25 protein-coding genes and 1 tRNA gene are annotated in these 21,937 nt (G+C 71.2%); 15 read left to right on the top strand and 11 right to left on the bottom strand.

The features are described from left to right. Positions 1–3: 3 nt before the first annotated feature. Positions 4–801 carry a glycosyltransferase gene (locus HYV93_25910; GenBank protein MBI2529411.1) on the top strand — a complete coding sequence of 266 codons (798 nt, stop codon included), beginning with the start codon at positions 4–6 and terminating at the stop codon, positions 799–801. A gap of 91 nt (positions 802–892) precedes the next feature. After that, positions 893–1,762: a diaminopimelate epimerase gene (locus HYV93_25905; protein MBI2529410.1), complete on the top strand. Its 870-nt coding sequence runs from the start codon at positions 893–895 to the stop codon at positions 1,760–1,762. Between the two features lie 99 nt (positions 1,763–1,861). On the opposite strand, the gene HYV93_25900 is transcribed toward HYV93_25905, so the two are convergent. Continuing rightward, positions 1,862–2,470: a peptidylprolyl isomerase gene (locus tag HYV93_25900; protein ID MBI2529409.1), complete on the bottom strand. Its 609-nt coding sequence runs from the start codon at positions 2,468–2,470 to the stop codon at positions 1,862–1,864. A gap of 63 nt (positions 2,471–2,533) precedes the next feature. Continuing rightward, the gene (gene polX, locus HYV93_25895) at positions 2,534–4,270 is read right to left on the bottom strand and encodes a DNA polymerase/3'-5' exonuclease PolX (protein MBI2529408.1); all 1,737 of its coding nucleotides are present in this window, start codon (positions 4,268–4,270) and stop codon (positions 2,534–2,536) included. Between the two features lie 97 nt (positions 4,271–4,367). On the opposite strand from polX, the gene HYV93_25890 reads away from it, so the two are divergent. Together HYV93_25890 and HYV93_25885 are read left to right on the top strand one after the other, a co-directional pair. Then, positions 4,368–4,553, top strand: coding sequence for a hypothetical protein (locus tag HYV93_25890; GenBank protein MBI2529407.1), 186 nt, complete (start codon positions 4,368–4,370; stop codon positions 4,551–4,553). Continuing rightward, positions 4,550–5,368 carry a cobalamin-binding protein gene (locus HYV93_25885; protein ID MBI2529406.1) on the top strand — a complete coding sequence of 273 codons (819 nt, stop codon included), beginning with the start codon at positions 4,550–4,552 and terminating at the stop codon, positions 5,366–5,368. The genes HYV93_25890 and HYV93_25885 overlap by 4 nt, the downstream gene beginning before the upstream one ends. Positions 5,369–5,393: 25 nt before the next feature. On the opposite strand, the gene HYV93_25880 is transcribed toward HYV93_25885, so the two are convergent. Both HYV93_25880 and HYV93_25875 read right to left on the bottom strand, forming a co-directional pair. After that, on the bottom strand, positions 5,394–5,855 hold the full coding sequence (locus HYV93_25880) for a RidA family protein (protein ID MBI2529405.1): 462 nt from the start codon (positions 5,853–5,855) through the stop codon (positions 5,394–5,396). A 55-nt stretch (positions 5,856–5,910) separates the two neighbouring features. Continuing rightward, positions 5,911–6,204 carry a PilZ domain-containing protein gene (locus HYV93_25875; protein ID MBI2529404.1) on the bottom strand — a complete coding sequence of 98 codons (294 nt, stop codon included), beginning with the start codon at positions 6,202–6,204 and terminating at the stop codon, positions 5,911–5,913. Positions 6,205–6,416: 212 nt separating this feature from the next. Here HYV93_25875 and HYV93_25870 point away from each other — a divergent pair, with 212 nt between their 5' ends. After that, entirely contained in the window at positions 6,417–7,214 is a 798-nt protein-coding gene (locus HYV93_25870) for an NUDIX hydrolase (GenBank protein MBI2529403.1), read from the top strand. 22 nt (positions 7,215–7,236) lie between these two features. On the opposite strand, the gene ccrA is transcribed toward HYV93_25870, so the two are convergent. The 4 genes from ccrA to HYV93_25850 form a co-directional block, all read right to left on the bottom strand. Further along, positions 7,237–8,418: a crotonyl-CoA carboxylase/reductase gene (gene ccrA / locus HYV93_25865; GenBank protein ID MBI2529402.1), complete on the bottom strand. Its 1,182-nt coding sequence runs from the start codon at positions 8,416–8,418 to the stop codon at positions 7,237–7,239. 89 nt (positions 8,419–8,507) lie between these two features. Next, a complete protein-coding gene (locus HYV93_25860; GenBank protein ID MBI2529401.1) occupies positions 8,508–9,524 on the bottom strand; it encodes a TIGR03617 family F420-dependent LLM class oxidoreductase in 1,017 nt (338 codons plus the stop codon). A gap of 107 nt (positions 9,525–9,631) precedes the next feature. Beyond that, positions 9,632–10,831: a CoA transferase gene (locus HYV93_25855; GenBank protein ID MBI2529400.1), complete on the bottom strand. Its 1,200-nt coding sequence runs from the start codon at positions 10,829–10,831 to the stop codon at positions 9,632–9,634. Further along, positions 10,824–11,006 carry a hypothetical protein gene (locus HYV93_25850; GenBank protein MBI2529399.1) on the bottom strand — a complete coding sequence of 61 codons (183 nt, stop codon included), beginning with the start codon at positions 11,004–11,006 and terminating at the stop codon, positions 10,824–10,826. Before HYV93_25850 ends, HYV93_25855 begins: the two co-directional genes overlap by 8 nt. Before the next feature lie 165 nt (positions 11,007–11,171). On the opposite strand from HYV93_25850, the gene HYV93_25845 reads away from it, so the two are divergent. Beyond that, entirely contained in the window at positions 11,172–11,654 is a 483-nt protein-coding gene (locus HYV93_25845; protein MBI2529398.1) for a twin-arginine translocase TatA/TatE family subunit, read from the top strand. A gap of 84 nt (positions 11,655–11,738) precedes the next feature. Then, entirely contained in the window at positions 11,739–12,368 is a 630-nt protein-coding gene (gene lexA / locus HYV93_25840; GenBank protein ID MBI2529397.1) for a transcriptional repressor LexA, read from the top strand. Positions 12,369–12,655: 287 nt separating this feature from the next. Here lexA and HYV93_25835 read toward each other — a convergent pair whose 3' ends face one another. Continuing rightward, positions 12,656–14,560 (bottom strand): GAF domain-containing protein, encoded by a 1,905-nt coding sequence (locus HYV93_25835; GenBank protein ID MBI2529396.1) that lies wholly within the window; start codon positions 14,558–14,560, stop codon positions 12,656–12,658. A 111-nt stretch (positions 14,561–14,671) separates the two neighbouring features. Here HYV93_25835 and HYV93_25830 point away from each other — a divergent pair, with 111 nt between their 5' ends. The 7 genes from HYV93_25830 (at position 14,672) to HYV93_25800 (ending at position 21,074) form a co-directional block, all read left to right on the top strand. Continuing rightward, positions 14,672–15,553, top strand: a complete 882-nt coding sequence (locus HYV93_25830) for a recombinase RecA (GenBank protein ID MBI2529395.1) — start codon at positions 14,672–14,674, stop codon at positions 15,551–15,553. Between the two features lie 10 nt (positions 15,554–15,563). Beyond that, a complete protein-coding gene (locus HYV93_25825; protein ID MBI2529394.1) occupies positions 15,564–16,463 on the top strand; it encodes a winged helix DNA-binding domain-containing protein in 900 nt (299 codons plus the stop codon). Continuing rightward, on the top strand, positions 16,460–17,314 hold the full coding sequence (locus tag HYV93_25820; GenBank protein MBI2529393.1) for an amidohydrolase: 855 nt from the start codon (positions 16,460–16,462) through the stop codon (positions 17,312–17,314). The genes HYV93_25825 and HYV93_25820 overlap by 4 nt, the downstream gene beginning before the upstream one ends. Next, a complete protein-coding gene (locus HYV93_25815; GenBank protein ID MBI2529392.1) occupies positions 17,311–18,786 on the top strand; it encodes an HD domain-containing protein in 1,476 nt (491 codons plus the stop codon). Before HYV93_25820 ends, HYV93_25815 begins: the two co-directional genes overlap by 4 nt. Before the next feature lie 48 nt (positions 18,787–18,834). Continuing rightward, positions 18,835–20,385 (top strand): ABC transporter substrate-binding protein, encoded by a 1,551-nt coding sequence (locus HYV93_25810; protein MBI2529391.1) that lies wholly within the window; start codon positions 18,835–18,837, stop codon positions 20,383–20,385. 46 nt (positions 20,386–20,431) lie between these two features. Further along, positions 20,432–20,506: transfer RNA gene (locus HYV93_25805), tRNA-Gly, on the top strand. 190 nt (positions 20,507–20,696) lie between these two features. Beyond that, a complete protein-coding gene (locus HYV93_25800; protein ID MBI2529390.1) occupies positions 20,697–21,074 on the top strand; it encodes a hypothetical protein in 378 nt (125 codons plus the stop codon). Between the two features lie 133 nt (positions 21,075–21,207). Here HYV93_25800 and HYV93_25795 read toward each other — a convergent pair whose 3' ends face one another. Together HYV93_25795 and HYV93_25790 are read right to left on the bottom strand one after the other, a co-directional pair. Next, positions 21,208–21,381: a helix-turn-helix domain-containing protein gene (locus HYV93_25795; protein MBI2529389.1), complete on the bottom strand. Its 174-nt coding sequence runs from the start codon at positions 21,379–21,381 to the stop codon at positions 21,208–21,210. Between the two features lie 72 nt (positions 21,382–21,453). After that, positions 21,454–21,651, bottom strand: a complete 198-nt coding sequence (locus HYV93_25790) for a hypothetical protein (protein ID MBI2529388.1) — start codon at positions 21,649–21,651, stop codon at positions 21,454–21,456. A 12-nt stretch (positions 21,652–21,663) separates the two neighbouring features. Here HYV93_25790 and HYV93_25785 point away from each other — a divergent pair, with 12 nt between their 5' ends. Beyond that, positions 21,664–21,804, top strand: a complete 141-nt coding sequence (locus HYV93_25785; protein ID MBI2529387.1) for a hypothetical protein — start codon at positions 21,664–21,666, stop codon at positions 21,802–21,804. Positions 21,805–21,937: the final 133 nt, after the last annotated feature.

Here is a 21,937-nt window from a genome sequence, read left to right as displayed (position 1 = left end):
GAGATGACGATCAGCGTCGTCCTGGTGGTCCATAACCAGTTGCCGCTGACGAGGGCCTGCCTCGACAGCCTCGTGACGACGACGCTCCCCTTCGACCTCTGCGTGGTGGACAACGGCTCGACCGATGGCACGGAGGCGTACTTCCGCGAGTGGCCGGCCGGCCGGCCACTCCGCTACCGCCGGAACGCCGAGAACGTCGGGCTGATCCGGGCCCTCAACCAGGGCGCGCAACTCTCCGAGTCGGACCACCTCTGCTTCCTCCACAACGACACCGAGATGCGAGATCCGCGCTGGCTCGACCGGCTCCGGACCGCGGTGGACGGGCAGTCCGCGGCCGGGCTGGCGGGCCTCTACGGCGCCCGTCGCCTCAGGCGGGACGGACGCTACGTGGGCCGCACCATCGTCTCGAGCCTCGAGGGGACCGGGAATCTCCGTGCGCCGGTGACCGAGGTCGCGGCCGTGGACGGTGTCTGCCTCTTCATCGCGCGCCCGCTACTCGCTGCCGTTGGAGGCTTCGACGAGGGCTACGGCTTCTTCCACGGCTACGATCGGGACCTCTCCTTCGCGGTGCGCGAGGCCGGCCACCGCTGCGTCGTCGTCCGGGCGCCCTTCGTCCACCGTGGGGGCGGCACCCGCACCGGCGCCGAGGCGCCGCGCCCGCCAGACCGCGACCTGTCCGAGCGGCGCGAGGCCCTGGCGCGCTTCGCCCGCAAGTGGCGCCACCGCCTCCCCACCGACGTGCGCCGCGTGCCCGAGCGCATCGCAGACTTCCTCTCGCCCGCCGGGAGGCCGAGAGGATGAGCCTGACCGCGGATCGTCCCCTTCACGCCCACTCACGGGTGCCGGGCGTCTCTCCCGGGAGCGCCCCCGCCACGCAGGAGCCGCGCCGACCATGATCCCATTCGTCAAGGGGCACGGGCTGGGCAACGACTACATTGTCATGGACTCAGCAGACCTGCCGGCCCCGCCCACGCCGCGGCAGGTGGCGCGCATCTGCGACCGGAACTGGGGCGTGGGCTCGGACGGGATTCTCCTCCTCGTTCCCGCTTGGGCCGGCGCGGACTTCGGGCTGCGGATCTTCAACCCCGACGGCAGCGAGGCCGAGAAGTCGGGCAACGGCCTTCGCATCTTCGCCAAGTTCCTCCACGAGCATGGGCGCGCCGGCCGGTCGGTCTTCACCGTGGACACGAAGGGCGGCCGCGTCGAGTGCCGGTGCCACGTGGCGGGCGGGCGGGTCAACGAGGTGACCGTCGAGATGGGGCATTGCACCTTCGTCGCCCCGGAAATCCCCATGAGCGGGCCGCGACGGGAGGTGGTGCGCGAGCCGCTCCAGGTAGCCGACCGGACGCTCAGCGTCACCGCGGTGTCGGTGGGCAACCCGCACTGCGTGGTCTTCACCGACCGCCTCGACGAGGCGGAGACGCGCCGCCTCGGCCCGCTCATCGAGACCCATCCCGCCTTCCCGAACCGGACGAACGTGCAGTTCGCCCGCGTGGCCTCGCGCGCCGAGGTGGAGATCCTCATCTGGGAGCGGGGCGCCGGGTGGACGCTGGCCTCGGGCTCCTCGTCGAGCGCCGTGGCCTGCGCCGCGGTGAGAAACGGCCTCTGCGACCACGGCCTCGTCACGGTGCGCATGCCAGGGGGCGCGCTGTCAGTGGACGTGCGACCCGACTGGTCGATCCGGCTGCAGGGGCCCGTCGAGGAAGTCTACTCGGGAACCCTCTCGCGCGACTTCGTGGACGCCCTGCGCGGCCTGGCCTAGAGGCCCGAGCGCTCGGCGAGATCCCCTCGTCGGGTCTCACGGGCCCCGCGTCGCGCGACAGCCCGGCGGCAGTTCCCGCGGCGGCGGCCACGGCGCCGGCTACTTCTCGGACGGCGCCGGCGGGGCGTCCTTCTGCGGTGGGTGTGCCGCCGGCGCGGCGACGTCGAGCACCTTCACGTCGAAGAAGAGTGTCTTGCCGGCGAGGGGGTGGTTGAGGTCCAGGAGGATCGTCTCCTGCCGGATCTCCTTGACCACCACCGGCCGGGCCTCACCGGCATGGTTGCGGGCCAGGAGCCGGGCACCGACCTTGCGCGCGGCCTCCGGGATGGCGGTCTTGGGCACCTCGGTCTGCGCCGCCGGGTTCACGGCGCCATAGGCGTCCTCGGGCTTCACCACGACCTTCTTCTCGTCACCCGCGTGCAGCCCCACCAGCTCCCGCTCGAGCCCCGGGATGAGCTGCCGAGCGCCGTGAGTGTAGCGCAGCGGAGCCCGGCCCCTGTTGGAGTCGATCACGGCCCCGGCCTCGTCCGTGAGCGTGTACTCGAGCCCGACGCTCGACCCCTTCGCGATGGCCGGGCCAGACGATGCGGTGGCGGCAGGGGCCGCCGGAGCCGGCTCCACGGGCTGGATGGGCCTGTCCTGGGCGCACACGGCGAGGGGAGCGAGGAGGAGCAGGCCGGCGAGGGCGAAGCTCAGCGCAGCGCTCATGGTCGTCGAGTCTACACCTCGCCTCCGGACGGGGCAAACACGCGCCCGCCGGGCGCGAGGAGGTTACCGCCGGTGCCCCCGCGCCCAGGCCAGCAGGCGCTTGACCGGCAGCGCGTTGACCACCTGCGCAGGCGTGATCCAGGCGCGGCGCGCCGTGGCGATGCCGAGCGCCAGGCCCTCGAGCTGCGACAGGTCGTGGGTGTCGGTGCTGATGGCGATCCGCACCCCCAGCTCCGCCGCGCGCCGGGCGTGGGTGTCCTTGAGGTCCAGCCGCTGCCAGGAGGCGTTGATCTCCATCGCCTTGTCGTGCTCGCGGGCGGCGGCGAAGACCTGCTCCAGGTCCACGTCGTAGGGGTCGCGCTCGCCGAGGAGCCGCCCCGTGGGGTGGACGAGGATGTCCACGCACGGATGGGCCAGCGCCCGGACGATGCGCGCCGTCATCTCGGCACGGGGCTGCTTGAAGCGCGAGTGGACGGCCGCCAGCACCACGTCCAGCTCGGCGAGGAGATCGTCGGGAAAGTCCATGCGCCCGTCGGCGAGGATGTCGCACTCGCTGCCGGCCAGGATGCGGATGCGGTGCCGGGGCTGCAGCGCGCGGATGCGCCGGAGCTGCTCGCGCAGCTCCTCGGGCCGGAGCCCGCCCGCCACGGTGGACGAGCGGGAATGGTCGGAGACGATGATGTACTCGTACCCGCGCGCCTCGGCCTCGGCGACCAGCCGCTCCAGCGGCTGGCGCCCGTCGGACCAGTCCGTGTGGGCGTGCAGGTCGCCGCGAATGTGCTCCGCGGCGACGAGATCGGGCAGCCCCCCGCCCAGCGCCGCCTCGATCTCGCCCGAGTTCTCGCGCAGCTCCGGCGGGATCCACGGCAGACCCACGGCCGCGTAGACTTCCGCCTCCGTGGCGCCGGCCACCCGCGCGCCCGTGCGCTCGCTGAAGACCCCGTACTCCGAGATCTTGAGTCCCTTCCTCTGCGCCAGCTCCCGGAGGCGCACGTTGTGGTCCTTGGAGCCCGTGAAGTACTGCAGCGCGGCGCCGTAGGTGTCGGGGGCGATCACGCGCAGGTCCACGTGGATGGACGCGGCGCGGTCGTCCGCCTTGAACTCGACGGAGGCCTTGGTCTCCCCGCGGGCGAGCACCGTCGTCACCGCGGACAGGCCGACGAAGCGCTCGATCACGCGCTCGGGGTGGCGGCAGGCGACCAGGATGTCGAGGTCCCCCACCGTGTCGCGCCGGCGGCGGGCGGAGCCGGCCACTTCGATGGCGGTCACCTCGCCCGTGCCTCGGAGCGCCTCGACGATCTCCTCCGCGCGGGCCAGCGCCAGGCCCAGCGGGAGGCGCTCCTGCCCCGCGCGGAGCGTGCGGAGGCCGGCCAGGATGTTTGCGCGGGTCTTGGCACGGATGCCCGGCACGCGCAGGATCTCGCCGGAGACGGCCGCCTGTTCGAGTTTCTCCACGCTGTCCACGCCGAGCTGCTCGTGGAGGAGCCTGGCGGTCCTGGGGCCGACGCCGCGCACCGCCAGGACCTCGAGCAGCCCGCGGGGCAGCTCCGCGCGCAGTGCCTCCAGCTCCGCGATGCGTCCGGTCGCGAGGTACTCCGCGATGTGGGCCGCGAGGCCCTTGCCGATGCCGGGGATGGACGAGAGCTCGCCGCGCGCGGCGACGCGCGCCACGTCCTCGGCGAGGCTCTCGAGGCTCTGGACGGCGCGCTCGTAGGCGCGGACGCGGAAGACGTTCTCGCCCTTGATCTCCAGGAGCTGCGCAATCTCGCCGAACAGGCCCGCGATCTCCGCGTTCTTCACGCCCCCATGGTATCCTGACGCTGCGTGGTGGTCCACGCGCGGGTCACCGGCTGCGGCGGCCGGTCCGCCTCAGGGAACCCCCTCACGGGAGTGTGCGATGGGCGAGGAGAGCACGCGCCACCTGCTCAAGGCATTCGGAGTCGCCGTGACCAACCTGGAGGACGCGGTGGCGGCCGGCGGCGCCGACGGGGCGAAGAAGGCGGAGTTCGAGCTGCGCGCCCGCATGCGGGACATCATCGCGCTGGTGGAACGCCTCTCGGAGCGCGCCGCGAAGCTGTCGTGAGGCGGGGCCCCTTCGTCGACGCCTCGGGCGTCGCCCTGGCCCTCCCCGGGCCGCCGCGGCGGATCGTCTCCCTGGTCCCGAGCGTCACCGAGCTTCTCTTCAGCCTGGGCGTCGGCCCCGCGGTGGTCGGCTGCACCACCTTCTGCACGGAGCCCCCCGCGGGGGTGCTGAACACGGTGCGCGTCGGCGGCACCAAGACTCCCCGGCTGGAGCTGGTCCGCGCGCTCCGCCCCGATCTCATCCTGGCCAACATCGAGGAGAACCACCGCGAGCACGTCGAGACGCTCCGCGGCTGGGGGATGGCCGTCCACGTCAGCTACCCGCGGACCGTGGCCGGCGGCATCCAGCTCGTGCGGGAGCTGGGGGAGGTGACGGGTGCGGCCGAGCGAGGTGCCGCGCTGGCCGACGACCTCGCGCGGCGCCTGGCGGAAGTGACGGCGCGCGCGCGGGGCCGAGGGCGCCCCACGCGCGTGTTCTATCCGATCTGGCGCCACCCGTACATGACGATCAACCGGGACACTTATGTCCACGATGTCCTGGCGGCCTGCGGCGGGGAGAACGTCTTCGCGGATTGCGAGCTGCGGTACCCGGAGGTGACGCTGGACGCGGTGGCCACGGCGGGGCCCGAGGTCATCCTGCTGCCGGACGAGCCGTATCGCTTCCGGGAGGCGCACGCGGCGGACTTCACGCCCTACCGGGACATGCCCGCCGTTCGGAACGGGCGTGTCCGCCTGGTGGACGGGCGGCTCGCGTCGTGGTTCGGCCCGCGCATGGCCGAGGCCTTCACGACCCTGCCCGCCCTGCTCCAGCGATAGCCCACCCCCGGCCAGGGAGGCGGGCTTACTCGACCTCCAGGATCATCTCGATCTCGACGGGGATCCCCATGGGCAGCTCGGCCATCCCCACCGCCGAGCGCGCGTGACGTCCGCTCTCCCCGAAGATCTCCACCATCAGGTCGGAGAAGCCGTTGATGACCTTCGGTTGCTCCCCGAAGCCGTCGGCGGAGTTCACCATGCCCAGGACCTTCACGATGCGCTTCACCCTGTCCAGGCTGCCGAGCACGGCGCGCGCCGAGCCGAGCAGGTTGATGCCCACCTCCCGGGCGACCTTGTAGGCCTCCTCGATGGAGAGGTCACGCCCGACCTTGCCGCGCGCGGTCGGCTGACCGTCCACCCGCACGGGCCCATGCCCGGACAGGAAGAGGAGGTTGCCCACGCGTACTCCCGGGATGTAGTTGCCCACCGGCTTGGCCGGCTGGGGCAGCGTGATGCCGAGCTCCTTGATTCGCGCTTCCGCACCCATGGGGGTCTCCTTGGGATTGACGAGCCCGTCGGGCGTGGGGCCCGTGACGCCGCCGCTACCTCGGGAGAGCCACGGCCTCGCCGCCGACGCCCACGAAGAAGAACGCCGGCCCATCGGAGTCCGAGCGCCAGACGATGGCCTCCACCTCCAGCGGCCGGCCGTGAGGGGGGCGGAAGCGGAGCGTCGCCGGCGTCCCGACCGGCAGCCGCGCCTCGAGCTGCACCTTGGCGCCGATGGGGCTCAGGTTGACCGTGTGCCGCTCGAAGGACTGGCCGCCGGTCTCCACGGTGACAGGCCAGGAGACCCTCGACCGTGGGTGCCTCCGCAGGTCGGCCGTCGCGTCGCTCATGAGGCTCCACTGCCCTTTGGCGGGTGCATAGGGAGAACGGATGCCGGGTATGTTGTCAAGTGTTCCCACCCCTTGTCAAGGCTCCCGGCACCCCCGGGCTCTCGTCACGCAAGTTCCCGGCGGCCCGTTTCGCGCGTGCGGCCCGACGCGTCGGCTTGGACAGCAGCACGTCTCCTGTGACAAGATGCGGTCATGAGGTCTCAGCCAGGGCCATGACAGGTCCGGTCACTCCGTCGCCGGCCGCCACGCTCGTCCTCTTGCGCGATCGACCCGCCGGCGGGGTCGAGACGCTGCTCATCCAGCGGCATGCGAAGAGCAAGTTCGCCGGAGGCGACTACGTCTTCGCGGGGGGCAAGGTCGAGACGGACGACGTACCGGACGACGTGGAGGGGTTCTGCACGGCGCTGACGGCCGCGGAGGCCGCCGCGCGACTGGGGGCCGACACCGGTCCGCGGGAGGCGCTCGGCTTCTGGGTCGGCGCCATCCGCGAGGCCTTCGAGGAGGTCGGAGCGCTCCTGGCCTACACGGCCTCCGGCGACCTCGCTCGCTGGGGGCCCGAGGATCGGCCGCGCTACGCCGCCCATCGCGCGGCCTGCCACGCCTCCAACCCGGCCTTCTTCGACATGCTCCGGAGCGAGCGGCTCGCGCTGGCCACCGACCGGCTCACGTACTTCGCCCACTGGATCACACCCGAGGAGAGCCCGATCCGCTTCGACACGCGCTTCTTCGCCGCCGCGATGCCGCCCGGACAGGACGCCGAGGCCGACGGCCGGGAGATCACGGACGTCAAGTGGCTGACGGCCGAGGAAGCGTTCGCGGCCATGAAGCGCCAGGAGATCTCGCTCCGGCTGCCGACGATCAAGAACCTGGAACTGCTCCGGGCGGCCACCTCGGCGACGGCGCTGCTCTCGGCCCTCGGCAGGCGCGAGGTCACGCCGATCCGCCCCCGCCTCTTCATGGTGGACGGCAGGCCCGTCCCCGTCCTGCCCGGCGACCCCCGCTGGTACTAGCAGCCTGGGCGGCGACGCGCTCTCACGCGGCGCCGAGTCCGGGCGCGGGCGCGTTCACGAGCACCGCCATGTTGCCGTAGGGGTGCCTGTTCTCCAGCATGAGCTGGTGGCAGCCGGGGATGTCATCGAACCCGTAGGTGTGCGACAGACACGGGTCCATCTCGCCGTCCGCGACGAGGCGCGTGACAGCGGCGGCCTGCGCGTCGTTGGAGAGGTGGCTGCCCTGGAAGCGCTTCTGGCGCATCCAGTGGTACCGGAGGTCCATGGTGACGTTGAAGCCGGTGGTGCCGGCGCAGATGACGATCAGGCCGCCCGTGGCGCAGACGAAGCCCGAGGTCGGCAGGGTCGCCTCGCCGGGATGCTCGAAGACGATGCGCGGGCTCACCCTCTCGCCCACGGCGTCCCAGATCGCCTTGCCAAAGGCCCGCGCGCCTTTGACCCATTCGCCGTAGGCCCGGGCGTCGTTGGTGTCCGGCATCCGCCCCCAGTGCTTGAAGTTGCTGCGGTCGATGACGCCGACGGCCCCGTGCTCCAGACAGAACTTCCGCTTGGCCTCGTCCGAGACCACGGCCACGGCGCGTCCGCCGAGGGCCCGCGTGATCTCCAGCGCCATGCTGCCGAGCCCGCCGGCCGCACCCCAGACGAGGACGACGTCGCCCGGCTCGATGACGTTGGGCGCCCAGCCCATGAGCATCCGGTAGGCCGTCGAGGCGCAGAGGAGGAAGCAGCCCGCCGCCTCCCAGGTGAGCCGCCGGGGCTTGGGCTGGCACTGATGCGCCTGGGCCCTGGCGAACTGGCAGTAGCTGCCGTAGTTCGTCTGGTACCCCCAGATGCGCGTGCTCTCGGCGAGCATGGGGTCGCGGCCCGAGAGCACCCACGGGTCGTCCGGCCGCCACCAGCCGCTGTGGACGACGACCTCGTCGCCGACCTTGACGGTCTTCACGTCCTTGCCCGTGGCCCAGACGATGCCGGAGCAGTCGCTGCCGCCGGCGTGGAAATCCTCGGGCTCGCCCAGCTTCTGCCGCTCCGCGATCACGTCCACCGGCGTGCCCAGGGCCGCCCACACGTTGTTGTAGTTGATCCCCGAAGCCATCACGTAGATGAGCACCTCGTCCGGGCCGATGGCGGGCGTCGGGATGACCTCGCGCTGCCAGGCCTCCCTCGGCTGGCCAAAGCGGCTTTGCCTGACGACATAGGCGTGCATGCGCGCCGGGACTTCGCCCAGCGGGGGTCGGGCTCCGAGGTCGTAGAGGTCTGGCATGGCTGTCTCCGGTGGGGACGACCGTCCCGTCATCAGCCGTTGAAGGCTTTGACCAGCGCGGGCAGGCGCGGATCGTTCTGGTTCGGCAGATAGGGTTGATAGAGAGAAACCCGGTCCAGCAGCCCCGCGTAGCGCTCCTTGAGCTTCGCCGCGAGCTTGTCGTAGGTGGCCGTCAGGGCGTAGGTGTCGAGCATCTCGTCGGTGATGAGACTCGCCATGCCCGCCCAGTCCTGTTCCACGGACTTGCGGTGGAGCTTCGTGGCCACGTCCTCCCAGCCGTGGATGGCCAGCACGGGCCGGTAGGTGCGCGTGGAGGCGTAGAAGGCAATCTGCTGCCGGATCATCTGCGCCTGCTCGCTGCGCTCCTGCTCCGTGTCCCCCACGATGACGAACGTGCTGGTCACGAAGGTGAACTCCTGCCGCGTCCGTCCCGCGCGGCGCAGGCCCTGCTCCGCGGCGGGATGGACGACCTCCCGCAGGTACGTGGGGCTGTTGAACGGGTGCACGTGCATGCCGTCGCAGAACTCCCCCGCGATGCCGGCCATGTACGGGTTCACCGCGGCGATGTAGATCGGGATCTTCGGGTGTTCGATGGGGCCCGGGTTGAAGAAGGGTGTCATCACGTCGAAGGTATAGAACTCCCCCTTGAAGTTGAGGGCCGCGCCCGTCTGCCAGCAGTTCCAGATGGTGCGCAGCGCCCGCACGGCCTCGGCCATCTTGGGGCCCGGCGACTCCCACTTCACCGAGAACCGGCGCTCGTTGTGCCCCTTGACCTGGGTGCCGAGGCCCAGCATGAAGCGCCCCCCCGAGGCCTTCTGGAGATCCCAGGCGATGTGGGCCGTGATCATGGGGCTCCGCGAGAACACGGTCGCGATGTTGGTGCCGAGCTTGACCCGCGAGGTGGACGTGGCGGCCACGGCCAGCGGCAGGTAGGGGTCGTGCTGGGTCTCCGCGCACCAGAGGCAGTCGTAGCCCATGGCCTCAACCTTGCGCGCGTAGTCCGAGATCGTCTTCAGGTCGTGGACGAGCATGCCGACGTCGAGCTTCACGGTGGGTCTCCTTGTCCAGGGGATGAGGGAACCGGATGCGCCCCCTGAGCATACGCGACGCCCGGGGGCTCGTTCAACGTGGGCGCGCGGCTAGGTCATTTGGCCGCTCAGATGACGCCGGCCTGACGCAGTCGCTCCATCTCGGCGTCCGACAGCCCGAGCTCGCCCGCGTAGACCTCGCGATTGTGCGCCCCCAGCGCGGCGCCGGCCCAGCGGATTGCCCCCGGCGTCTCGGACAGCCGAGGAGTGGGCGTGCTCATGGTCACGGTGCCGCCGTCCGGGTCGGGTAGCTCCACGAAGGTGCCGCGCGCCTTGAAGTGCGGGTCCTCGAGGATCTCGGAGATGTCGTAGACGGGCGAGGCGGTGAGCCCCACCGTCTCGAAGAGCCCCATGATCTCCTCCCGCGTGCGGGCGCCGATGGCCGTGCCCAGCGCGCCGTCCACGGCCTCACCGTTGGCGACGCGCGCGTCGTTGGTGGCGAAGCGTGGGTCGGCGAGGAGGTGGCCGATCCCGAGCGCCTTGAACAGCGCCTCCGCCGAGGCCGGGGTCGAGGCCGACAGCGCTACCCACTTGCCGTCCCGCGTCCGGTAGGTGCCGCGCGGACTCGCGTTGTGCGAGCGGTTGCCGATCCGCCCGCGCACGAGGCCGTGCCTTCGGTACTCCGCGGCGTTGGGTCCCAGGATGGAGAGCAGAGGCTCGTACAGCGGCACGTCGATCATCTGCCCGCGGCCCGAGACACGGTCCCGGTGGCGCAGCGCCGCCAGTACCGCCGTGGCGCCGGCCAGGGCGGCGACCATGTCGGCCATGGGGAAGGAGGGCAGGGTGGGGGACTCGGGCGGCCCGGTCGTCGCGGCAAAGCCCGACATGGCCTCGACCATGGTCCCGAAGCCGGGGCGGTCGCGGTACGGCCCGTCCTGCCCCCAGCCGGAGACGCGGACCATGACGAGCCCGGGGTTTTCCCGCGACAGCGCCTCCCAGCCGAGCCCCCATTTCTCGAACGTCCCCGGGACGTAGTTCTCGATCAGCACATCGGCCCCGCTGACGAGGCGGCGGAGGAGCGCCTGCCCTTCGGGGTGCGTCAGGTTGAGGGTAATGGAGCGCTTGCCACGGCCGTACACCTTCCACCACAGCTCGCCCATCGATCGGGACCACGTCCTGAGGGGATCGCCGCCGCGCGGGTTCTCCACCTTCACCACGTCGGCGCCGAGATCGGCCAGCACCGTGGCCAGCACGCCGCCAGCGATGAGCCGCGAGCAGTCGACGACACGGAGCTCGGCGAGCGCGTGCCCGCCCTGCGGCTCAGGCACGGCGGTGTTCCTCGCCCCTGCGCGCCTCCGCCCGCATGTGCTTTTCCATGGCCTCCATGAGGAGGCCGAGCGCCTCCTTCTCGGTGCGCCCCGTCACGCTCACCGCCGGATAGGCCACCGCAGTGGCGCGGAAGAACCCGGTCTCCTCCTCGGTCAGCTCCACCTCGACGTGCATGGCTCTCCCTTCCCGGGCCACGCCGGCCGCTCTAGGCCGGCAGCAGGGGCCGCGAGCGATTGACCGTCGCCACGCGGGCACGCTATCAGGGACGGCTCATCGGCGTCAAGCTGCCCCCAAGGTCGGGGCGCCGGTGGTATCATCCAACGCTGAGCAGGCGCCTCCATGTTCGACATCGGCCTCCAGGAGCTCGTCGTCGTCTTTGTTCTCGCCCTGCTGGTTTTCGGGCCCAGGAACCTGCCCCAGCTGGGCCGGTCGCTGGGCCGAGCCATGCGGGAATTCAGGCGCGCCAGCGATGAGTTCCGCTCCACCATTGAGACCAACCTCGAGATCAATGCCCCCGACCCCGTGCCGGGCCCCTTCCCCGAGCCCGCTCCGGCGGAGCCGGTGCCAGCGGCCACCACCCCGGCCACGGCCGACGCCCCTGATGCGCTGTCGGCCTCCGACGTGCCGCCGCCGACGGGGGCGGAGGCAGCGGCCGGCGAGCCCTTTCTGGCGCAGCGCGGCGGGAAGCTCTTCCACGCCCGCGACTGCGGCTGGGCCAGGCAGCTGTCAGAGCCCGAGCGGCTGTACTTCAAGCGCGTCGCCGATGCCAAGGAAGCCGGGTTCCTCGTCTGCCCCGTCTGCGACCCCTGGGAAGCGGCGTGATTTTTTTTGCTTTTGAAACTCAACGGGTGTTGACTATTATCCTGTTGAGCCATAGCATTCCAGGGGACGGGGGGACAGGAGCGCATGAGAGAGATGACGGCCCGGCAGCGAGAGGTGCTGGGGTTCATCCGGATGTTCACGGAGCGCCACGGCGCCCCTCCGACGGTGCGGGAGATCGGGGAGCATTTCGGCTTCACGGCGCGCGCGGCCTTCGACCACCTGCGGGCGCTCGAGCGCAAGGGCATGCTGCAGCGCCGGATCTCCGATCGGCGGGTGTCGCGGACCCTCGTGCTCACCGACCGCCCGCCGGCCCGCACGGGCGCGGTCCGCGAGATCCCTGTCATGGGGCGCATCGCCGCCGGCGTGCCCCGTCATGCGGAGCAGGAGGTGGAGGAGCGGATTCCGGTGGCCGCCGAGTGGCTGCAGGGCAAGGGCGAGGATCTCTTCGCGCTCCGGGTGCGCGGCGACAGCATGATCGACGCCCACATCATGGATGGCGACATGGTCCTGGTGCGGCGGCAGGAGACGGCCCAGCCGGGCGACATCGTGGCCGCGCTCCTCGACAACGAGGCGACGGTCAAGCGCTTCAGCCGCGACGGCCGGGCGATCGTGCTCAAGGCCGAGCATCCGACCATGCAGCCCCTCGTCGTCGAGCCCGGGCGGAAGGACTTCCGGATCCTTGGCAAGGTGATGGGGCTCTTCCGGGGACTCTAGGTGCGGCAGCTGAACAGGAGGCCCGACATGCTGGCTCGCAGGAAACGCCACGTGCAGTGCGCACGCGCCCGCGCGGGGCGCGGTCACGTCCCTTCGCGCGGCCACGCGCACTCCTCGCGACGCCTGCCCGTGGGCGCGCGTGGCCGGGGGCGTCCGCGGATGTCTTTGTTTCCGGCTCGCACACCTCTACACGTGACGACGACTTCCAGGCTCGAGCCCTGGCTTGGCGGCGTGGCGATGCTCGCGGGGCTGGTGTCCTGGGGCGTGGTGCTTGGACTGCTCGGCGGCTAGGGGGAGCGGGACTCCCACGGGCGGAGGGCGATGAAGAGATCCAGGAGATCGGGGTCGAGGGCGCCGGAGTTGCGCTCGAGGGCGAGGATCTCGAGCGCCCGCTCCACGGGCACGGCCGCCTTGTAGGGGCGGTCGCTGGCCGTGAGCGCGTCGAAGATATCCGCGATGGTCATCATGCGGCTCTGGATCGGGATCTGGCCGCCCTTGACCCGGTCGGGGTACCCGCTCCCGTTCAGCTTCTCATGGTGCGACCGGGCGATCTCGGGCACGAGCTTCAGCTCCCTGGTCCACGGGATCTGGGAGAGGAACTGGAAGGTGTGGACCACGTGGGACTGGATCTGCGCGAACTCCTCGGGCGTCAGGCTGCCCCGGGCGATGGACAGAATCCGGGCCTCCTCCGGCGTGATCACCGTCTGGCTCTCGCCCAGGTGGTCCTCGAAGCGGGTGAGGGCGAGGTGCTTGATCCTGGAGGCGGTATCTGCCGCCATGACGGTGGGCTCGTTGGCGGCCACCACGGTCTTGAGGTGCTGGTCCAGCTCCTGGAGGATCAGGGCCAGATCCGCGTCGGCCGCGGCGACCTCCTCCAACACGCGCTCCCGGCTCTCGCCCAGCAGCAGGTCGAGCTGACGCCGGCAGGACCGGAGCTGGACGCCGCGCTTGATGACCTCCACCCGGTGAGCGATCAGCTCGAGGTGCCCGGGGTAGAGCTTCTTGGCCTTCACCAGCACCTCCTCGCGCACGCCGACCTTGCCGAAGTCGTGGAGGAGCGAGGCGTAGCGGATGGCCTTCATCTCGTCGGGCGAGAACCGCGCATCGCGGAACGGGCCGCTGTCGGCGCGATCCACCGCCGCGGCCAGCGCCATCGTCAGATCCGCCACCCGGAAGGAGTGACCCGACGTGGTGGGATCGCGCGACTCGATGGCCGTCACGGCGGCGGCGACGAAACCCTCGAAGAGGGCCCGGATGTTGTCCACTAGGCGGCTGTTGTGGAGCGCCACCGCTGCCTGCGAGGCGAGCGAGGCGGCCAGCCCGATGAACCGCGCCGGGTAGGGCACGGCCTCCCGCTCGATCGCCTCGACGGAGGGGAAGCGCCGCTGCCCGTCTCGCTTGCAGTTGATCAGCTGCAGGACGCCGATGGTGTCGCCCGTGGGCGTGCGCATGGCGACCACGAGCATGGACTTCGTCCGGTAGCCGATCTGCTGGTCGAAGGAGCGGTTGATCTGGTAGCGCGCCCCCGGGGGCGGGGCGTAGGCGTCCTCCAGGTGGAGCAGCTCTCCGCTCAGCGCCACGTGCCCGGCAACGCTCTCCTCGCTGATGGGCATGGTGAACTCGGTGAAGGGCACCTGGACGAAGTCGTTCTGCGTCAGCTTGAAGCGGAGCCGGCGCTGCCCCTCCTCGGGCTCGTCCACGAGGTAGATGGAGCCGGCGTCGCTGTGGGTGATCGCGCGCGCCTTGGTGAGGATCAGCGCGAGGAGCGCGTTCGTGTCGCGCTCCGCCGAGAGGCTCACGCCGATGGCGTTGAGCTCCTCGAGCTCCTTCCTGGTCTGCTCGGCCTCGAGGCTGAGCCGGAGGTGCTCGGCGGCGTTCTCGAGGGTCTTTGCGAGCACCGACGGTGTCACCGGCCGGGGAAGGCACGCGTACCACGACATGGGCCAGCGGGGCCCGTCGTCCTCCGGCGAGACCAGGCCCACCACGAGCACGGAGTTGGCCCGCTGGCCGAGGGCCCTGGCGGAGTCCAGCGGATCGTGATCGGCGTCCAGCACCAGGATCTCGGGGTCGCCGGCCCGGCTCCTCAGCGTCGGGGCCTGGGAGAGGGGGTGCCCCTCGAAGGGGACGGGCAGCGCCGCCGCCAGCTGCGCGACCGGCGAGCCGTCCGGATACCACACGATGCGGCGAGGCATGGAGGGAGAGTATGATCCGTCCCCCGTCCGAGTCAAGCGACGCCCGGGCGCTTCCACCGCGGGCGCGGGCGGCTTGACCGTGCCGCGCGGCCCCCGTAAAATCCAATCCCTATGACGACGCGCGTCTCCACGGGCCTGGCGCGGCTCGACGATATGCTGGGCGGCGGGCTCCTGCCCGGAACCCTCACGGTGGCCTACGGGGCCACCGGCATCGGCAAGACCCACCTGGGCCTCACCTTCGGCAGCCACGGCCGGGTCGCGGACGGCGCCCCCGGGCTCGTCTTCGACATGAACGCGCGCGGGGACTCCCAGCAGCATCACGCCTATGCGGCGCGCCTCTTCGGATGGGACCTCAGGCGGTGGACCCACACGGTCACGCCCATGACGGACCCGTATCCGCCCGCCGAGCAGATGCGGGCCTTCTACTGCGACGCGCTGCCGTGGGTGGGCAAGCTGCGCGACTACCAGGTGTCGACCATCGACGGTTTCGAGTTCGACTGGAACTGGAAGGCGGTCTACAACCATGCGCTCTACACCGTCCGCCCCTTCGTGTATTTCCACCTGGGCGCCGGTACCCGCCGCGTCGTCGTGGACGGCATCGAGCCCATGGACGTCCCGGACGACTACATCCAGCCCTACCTCTTCGACGATCTCTACCGGAAGGTGATCCACCGCGACAGCGAGACCCTGGGCATGGAGATCTGCCTGCCCGTGTGGAAGCATCGCGCGTTCATCGACGCCCACCGGTACGACCACGCGCAGGTGACGACCCTCCTCCTGGTCACGACAGAAGAGACGCAGCTCGAGCACCTGATCGGGCGCAAGGTGGCCAGCGGGGACATCGGGGCGGTCGCCAACACGATCCTCGTCATGGGCAGCGAGCGCGTGGGCAGCCGCATCGGGCGCTTCCTGGCCGTGGTCAAGCACCGCGGCAGCGCCATGAGCGACGAGATCGCCGAGTACCGGGTCACCGAGCAGGGCATCCTCCTCTGAGCGGCGGGTGATGTCGCAGGGAGCGGGCGCGGCGCGGGCCCGCCGGCCCGAGCCGGTGACGGGACCGGACGCCGCGGCGCTCCTGATCGCGCGCCGCACGGCCTTCCGCCAGCGCCCGGCGCTGCGGATCCGGTCCGCGGCCGGCGCGCTCGGCTTCGTCGAGGCCGTGGGCGTCTGCTCCACCTTCCACGTCTTCCCCGAGGGGCTCGCGTGCCTGTGGGAAGCCGTCGCGGGACGGGAGCGTCCGCGCTGGCCGCGGCGGTCGCACCACGACCCCGGGATCGGGCTCACGTGGGAGCTCAAGGACACGCTGCCTGCACGGCGCCAGGTCTACTACGGCAAGCTCCTCAAGGGACATCCCGTGCTCGTCGCGCTGGATCTGTTCCCCGCCTTCTACGCGCTCGGGCGGGGACGCCAGCGGGCCCGCGACTACCGCGCGGAGTACGCGGCGGGCCGGCTGTCGCTCACCGCCCGGCGCCTCATGGACAGCCTCGTGCGCGAGTCCCCGCAGTACACGCGCGGGCTGCGCGCCGACTGCCACATGCTGGAGCCGGCGAAGACGCGCGAGTTCGAGCGTGCGATGGCGGAGCTGCAGCAAGGACTGTGGATCGCGAAGACGGAGGAGCGCTACGAGCCGAGCTTCTCCTACCGGTGGGACTTGCTCGAGCGCTGGCTGCCCGAGGCCGTGGCCGAGGGGCGCCGGCTCACGCGCGCCGCCGCCGTCGACCGGCTCCTCGCCCGCTATCTCGCCGCGGCCCGCTGGTCGACCCCCGCCCGGCTCGCGCGGCTGTTCGGGCTGCCGCCCGGCGACATGGCGGCGGCGCTGGCGCGGCTCGAGGGACGCGGGGTGCTCCGCGCGGCCGTGGAGGTGGCCGGCTGGCCCGGCCGCTTCGTGGTGAGCGCTCGATGACGGAGCCGCCGCCGGGCTTCCGCTACATCGACGTCCACACCCACCTGCACCCGGAGTGGCTCTTCCGCGCGATCCGGCGGTGGTTCGCCGAGCGCTCGAACTGGACGCTCCGGTCGCCCACCGACCCCGCGCTCGTCGCGGGGTTCCTCCGCGAGCGCGGCGTCGAGCGCTTCCTGTACTTCTCCTACGCCCACAAGCCCGGTATCGCCCGCGACATCAATGCCTGGCTGCACGCGACGCGGGCGCGGGTGCCCGGTGGCCTGCCCCTCGGAACGATCCATCCCGACGATCCCGACATGCTGGAGGTGGCGGAGGAGGCGCTCACCGACTACGGCTTCCAGGGCTTCAAGCTCCACATCAACGTGCAGCGCTTCTTCCCCGACGACCCGCGCGTGATGCCGGTCTACGAGCGCCTGCTCGCCCTCGACCGGCTCCTCCTGATCCACGTGGGGAGCGCCCCCTGGCCCAACGGCTTCGACGGCTTCCCCGCCTTCGCGCGCGTCATGGAGCGCTTCCCGGGGCTCAAGGTCATCGTGGCACACATGGGTTCCTTCGAGACGCGCGAGTTCTTCGCCCTCATGGAGCGGTGCCCGAACCTCTACCTGGACACCACCATGGCCTTCGCCCCATTCCGCGCCGAGCACCAAGGGCTCAGCAACATCAACCAGATCGAGGTCAGCAACGACGACCTGCTGCAGTGGCAGGACCGCATCCTCTTCGGGAGCGACTTTCCGAACCTCCCGTGGCCCTACGAGGACGAGCGCCAGGCGCTCTGGATGCGCGATCTGCCGCTGGCCGTCTACCGGAAGCTCTTCTTCGACAACGCGGCACGCCTGCTCGGCCCGCCGTGACGGCCACCACCGCGCAGGTATCGCTCGAGCGCTTCCCCGGCGACATCCGGCACGCGCTCTCGGAGCTTGCCTCGCTGCTGGGTCCGGGCGCCTCAGCCTGGCTCGTGGGCGGGGCCGTCCGCGACGCGCTCCTCGGCCGGGCGGTGAGCGAGCTGGACGTGGCGGTGCCCTCCGGAGCGCTCGGGCTGGGCCGCGCGCTGGCCGCGCGCCTTTCGGCCGCCTTCGTGGTGCTCGACGGAGGGCGGGGGATGGGGCGGGTCGCCGCTCCGGTGCAACTGGACCTCGGCGACTTCCGGGCTCCCACCCTCGAGGAGGACCTGCGGGCACGCGACTTCAGCGTCAACGCTCTGGCCGTGCCCGTGGAGGCGCTGGTGGTCACCGGGCAGGCGCCCGTCACCGACGCCACGGGCGGACTCGACGATCTCGCGGCACGCCGCGTCCGGCTCTGCGCTCCCTCGGCGATCCGGGACGACCCCGTCCGGGCGCTGCGCGGAGTGCGCCTGGCGCTCGCTCCCGGGTGGACGCTCGACGCCGAGGTCGAGACGGCCGTGCGGGCCGCCGCGCCGCGCCTGGCCCGAGTCGCGGCCGAGCGGGTCCGCGACGAGATCGTCGCGCTTCTCGGCGACCGGGCCGCGGGGCAGGGGCTGCGGATGCTCGACGACCTCGGCGTCGTCGCGGTGCTGCTCCCGGAGAGCGCCGCGATGAAGGCGACGCTCCAGCCCGCGCCGCACCGCTTCGACGTGTGGGAGCACACGCTCCGGACCGTGGAGGCCATGGATCTCCTGGTCGAGGATCTCGGCGCGCTGTCGCCGTGGGGCGGCGAGCTGCGGGCCCACCTCGCCGAGGATCTGGGAGACCGGCTGACGCGGCGGGAGGCACTCAAGCTCGCCGCCCTGCTCCACGACGTGGCGAAGCCCGAGACCCGTGCCCTCGCGGAGGATCAGGTCCGCTTCATCGGCCACGACCGGCTCGGCGCGGAGCGGGCCGCCGCCGTGGCGCGGCGCTTCCGTCTCTCGGGCCGCGCGGCGGAGTTCCTCGCGCGTCTCGTGCGCCAGCACCTGCGCCCGATGCATCTCACTCGCGCCGGCACCATCACGCGCCGCGCGCGCCACCGCTTCTTCCGCGACCTGGGCAACGACGCCCGCGACCTGCTGCTCCTGGCCCTGGCCGACGCCGCAGCGGTGCGCGGCGAGTCGCCGCTCGCCGTGTGGGTGGGCCCCGGGGGCGAGGTCGTCCGCACGCTGCTGTCGGGGGTCGCCGAGGAGCAGGCGCTCGCCGCCGAGCCGCCGCTGCTCCGGGGCGAGGACGTGATGGCGGCCTTCGGCCTGGCGCCGGGGCCCGAGGTGGGCCGCCTCCTGGCGCGGGCGCGCGAGGCCCAGACCCTCGGTCTGGTCACGACCCGCGAGGAGGCGCTCGCCTCCCTGCGGACCGGGGGCGCTGCGCGGCTTGACTCCGCCGGGGACAGTCCCTAGAGTAGGCGCCATCCCGCCGCGCCCGTGACTCACGACAAGGAGGCTCCCATGCCCTGGATACTCGGCATCCTGCTCATCACGCTGCTGGCCGCCTGGCCGTTCCCTGGCTCGGCCGCTCCCAAGGGCACCGTTGTGATCGCCCAGGGTGTGGATCCCACGACCCTCGACCCCATGAACCATCAGGAGACCCCCGCCGCCAACCTGGCGGCGAACGTCTTCGACACGCTGCTCGAGCGGAATCAGGAACTCACGATCGTCCCGGCGCTGGCCGAGTCGTACAGGAACGTGGCCCCCACGGTCTGGGAGTTCAAGCTGCGCAAGGGGATCAAGTTCCACAACGGCGAGCCCTTCGACGCGGAGTCGGTCAAGTTCAGCCTGGAGCGGCTCGTGGACCCCAAGCTCAAGCTCCGGGGCGCCTCCCCCTTCTCGCCCATCGAGCGCGTCGAGGTCGTGGATCCCTACACCGCGCGCATCCACACGAAGGCGCCGTGGCCGATCCTCGACACGCTGATGGCCACGGGCCAGCCGACGATGCTCCCGCCCAGGTACTACAAGGAGAAGGAGCTGGCCCACGTGGCGAGGAACCCCGTGGGCTCGGGCCCCTTCAAGTTCGTCCGCTGGGTGAAGGATGATCGGATCGAGCTGGAGGCCAACGAGCAGTACTGGCGGGGTGCCCCGAAGATCAAGACGCTGGTGTTCCGGCCCATCCCGGACGACGCTGTGCGGGTGGCGGCGCTCCAGAACGGCGAGATCGACGTGGCCGTGAACATTCCGCCGCATCTTGCCAACATCATCGCCAACCACCCGAAGCTCTTCCTCTCCACGGCGCCCAGCGTCCGGACCATCCAGCTCATGTACTACACGCATCAGTTCGACGCCCAGCACAAGCTGGTCGGCCCGTACCCGGGGCCGGTGGCCGACAAGCGGGTGCGTCAGGCCATGAATCACGCGGTGGACATCGACGAGATCGTCAAGAACGTGCTCGATGGCAAGGGCGTGCGTGTGGCCACCATGCTCACGAGCAAGCACTTCGGCTTCGACCCCGCGCTCAAGCCCATCAAGCAGGACCTGGCGAAGACGAAGCAGCTCCTCACCGCCGCGGGTTTCCCCAACGGGGTCGACATGGTCCTCAACGGCCCCCAGGGGCGCTACGTGCGCGACAAGGAGGTAGCCGAGGCCGTGGCGGGACAGCTCACCAAGGCCGGCATCCGCACGACGCTGAGGATCCACGAGTGGGGCACGTACCTCAACACCATGGCCTACGTGCACAAGGCGGGGCCGGTGTGGCTCATCGGCTGGGGCACCCCGGCGTACGATGCCGAGACCGTCTACGGCCCGCTCTTCCGCTCCGGCAGGATCCTCGGCAACTACCACAACGCCGACTTCGACGGCATGGTCGACGAGGCGCAGAAGACCATGGATTCCAAGAAACGGCTCGAGCTGTACCACAAGATCAACCGGCCCTGGGTCGAGGACGCCGCGGCCATGCCGCTCTACCAGCAGCTGGACCTCTACGGCGCCACCAAGCGCCTGGTGTGGAAGGCGCGCGGCGACGAGCGGCTCAAGGGCTACGACATGGCCGTCAGGGACGCGAAGTAAGGGGATGACAGGGCCCGGGCGCACGGGCTAGAATCAGGGACGTCGAGCGGCCGTAATTCAGTGGCAGAATGCCAGCTTCCCAAGCTGGACGTCGCCGGTTCGAATCCGGTCGGCCGCTCCAATCTTCAAGGGGGTTACGGGCAGAGCCCGTAGCCCCCTTCGATTTTCTGGCATTTTTCTGACATTTCGGCCCGACACGGCCACGGTCAGATCGGGGGCGCCGGTTGCAGACGGTCTCCATAGGCGACCTTGCCAGGCAACTGCGGGCCGCGCTGAGCTTCTGCGAAAGCCTTGGCCTTCGCCGCGGCTCGGTGCCTCGCCGCTTCGGCGAGTACGAGGCCAGGATCCAGAAGCTGGCGCGCCTGGTCGATGAGGGGGCATGGGGCGGTGCCTTTGCACGCGAGGTCAGGGAGAAGGAGGAGGAGTACCTGTGGGCGCTCACCGAGGGCGCGCAGCTCTGCGACGTCATCGACTTCCTGCGGGCCTCTGGCCCCGGGCTGAAGAAGAGCAAGGTGCGAGAGGCCCTTGCCGGCCCGGCATTCCCGACCGAGAGCCCCGGGGCCGGCACACCCAGGGGCACGCCGGCGTTGATGGCCGCCCGAAAAGCCCCGCGGGACATCGACTCGGCCAGGAGATCGACGCCCAGCCCCTTGAGCCCGAGGAAGCCCTGGATGTGCGCGTTGCCGTAGCCGAAGCTCCGGCCGGCCACCACGAGGTCACCCGGCTTGACCCGCCCGGCGAACTCCGGGTCCACCTCGGCGAAGCAATGCGCGGCGAGGATCGTGGGATCGTACTGCTGCTCGCGCACGAACCGCAGCGCCATCAGCCCGCCGTCGTTCGGCTCCCACCGTTCCTCGTCACGTAGCCCCGCCTCGCCAGCGTCGCCAGTAGCGCCGAGGCGCTGCTCTTGGGAATCGCCAGCCGGCGGGCGAGGTCACTGAGGCTGAGCGCCTCCGGCGAGGCGGCAAGCACCTCGAGGAGGTCGAGGACGCGCATCGCGGACTGCTTCGGTCGGCGGCACGCTCGCCCGGGGAGGCGGCGAACGTCTCGATGACCTCCACGAGGTCGTCAGCCCCCGATGGCGCGGGTGATCGCCCGGCAGTCGCCGATACTCGCGCAGTAGGTGATGTGGTACGGCTCGGCGCCGCCCGCCACCACGACGAGGAGGTCCTCGGGAGACCGCACCGCGCACACGGCGCCATCGATGACAGCGCGGATCGACATGGGCTTGCTGGGGACGATCTCGCGGGCGGGGAAGCGCTCCACCGGGATGCGGGCGTGCTCGAAGAGGCGAGCGCCGTCACGGTCGTGGGCGCCCAGGGCACGAACAACGTGCTGATCCTCTCCGGCGACGCCGAGGGCGCCCTCCACCTCGTGGCGGACGCCATGATGACGGGCGACAGGCCGCGCGCGACGTGAAGGGGCTCCCACGGGCTCTCCTCCTCGTTCTCGCCGAGGCAGAAGGTGTACTTGCCCGGCATGCCCAGGATCGCCTTGTCGATCTCGCCGGGGATGCCGCCGCCGATGTTGATCAGACATGGGGAAGCCTCCT

Source organism: Candidatus Rokuibacteriota bacterium (genome assembly GCA_016188005.1).
GTDB lineage: Bacteria > Methylomirabilota > Methylomirabilia > Rokubacteriales > CSP1-6 > UBA12499.
The sequence above is the reverse complement of the archived record's forward strand: the minus strand, read 5'-3'. Positions and strand labels throughout refer to the sequence as shown.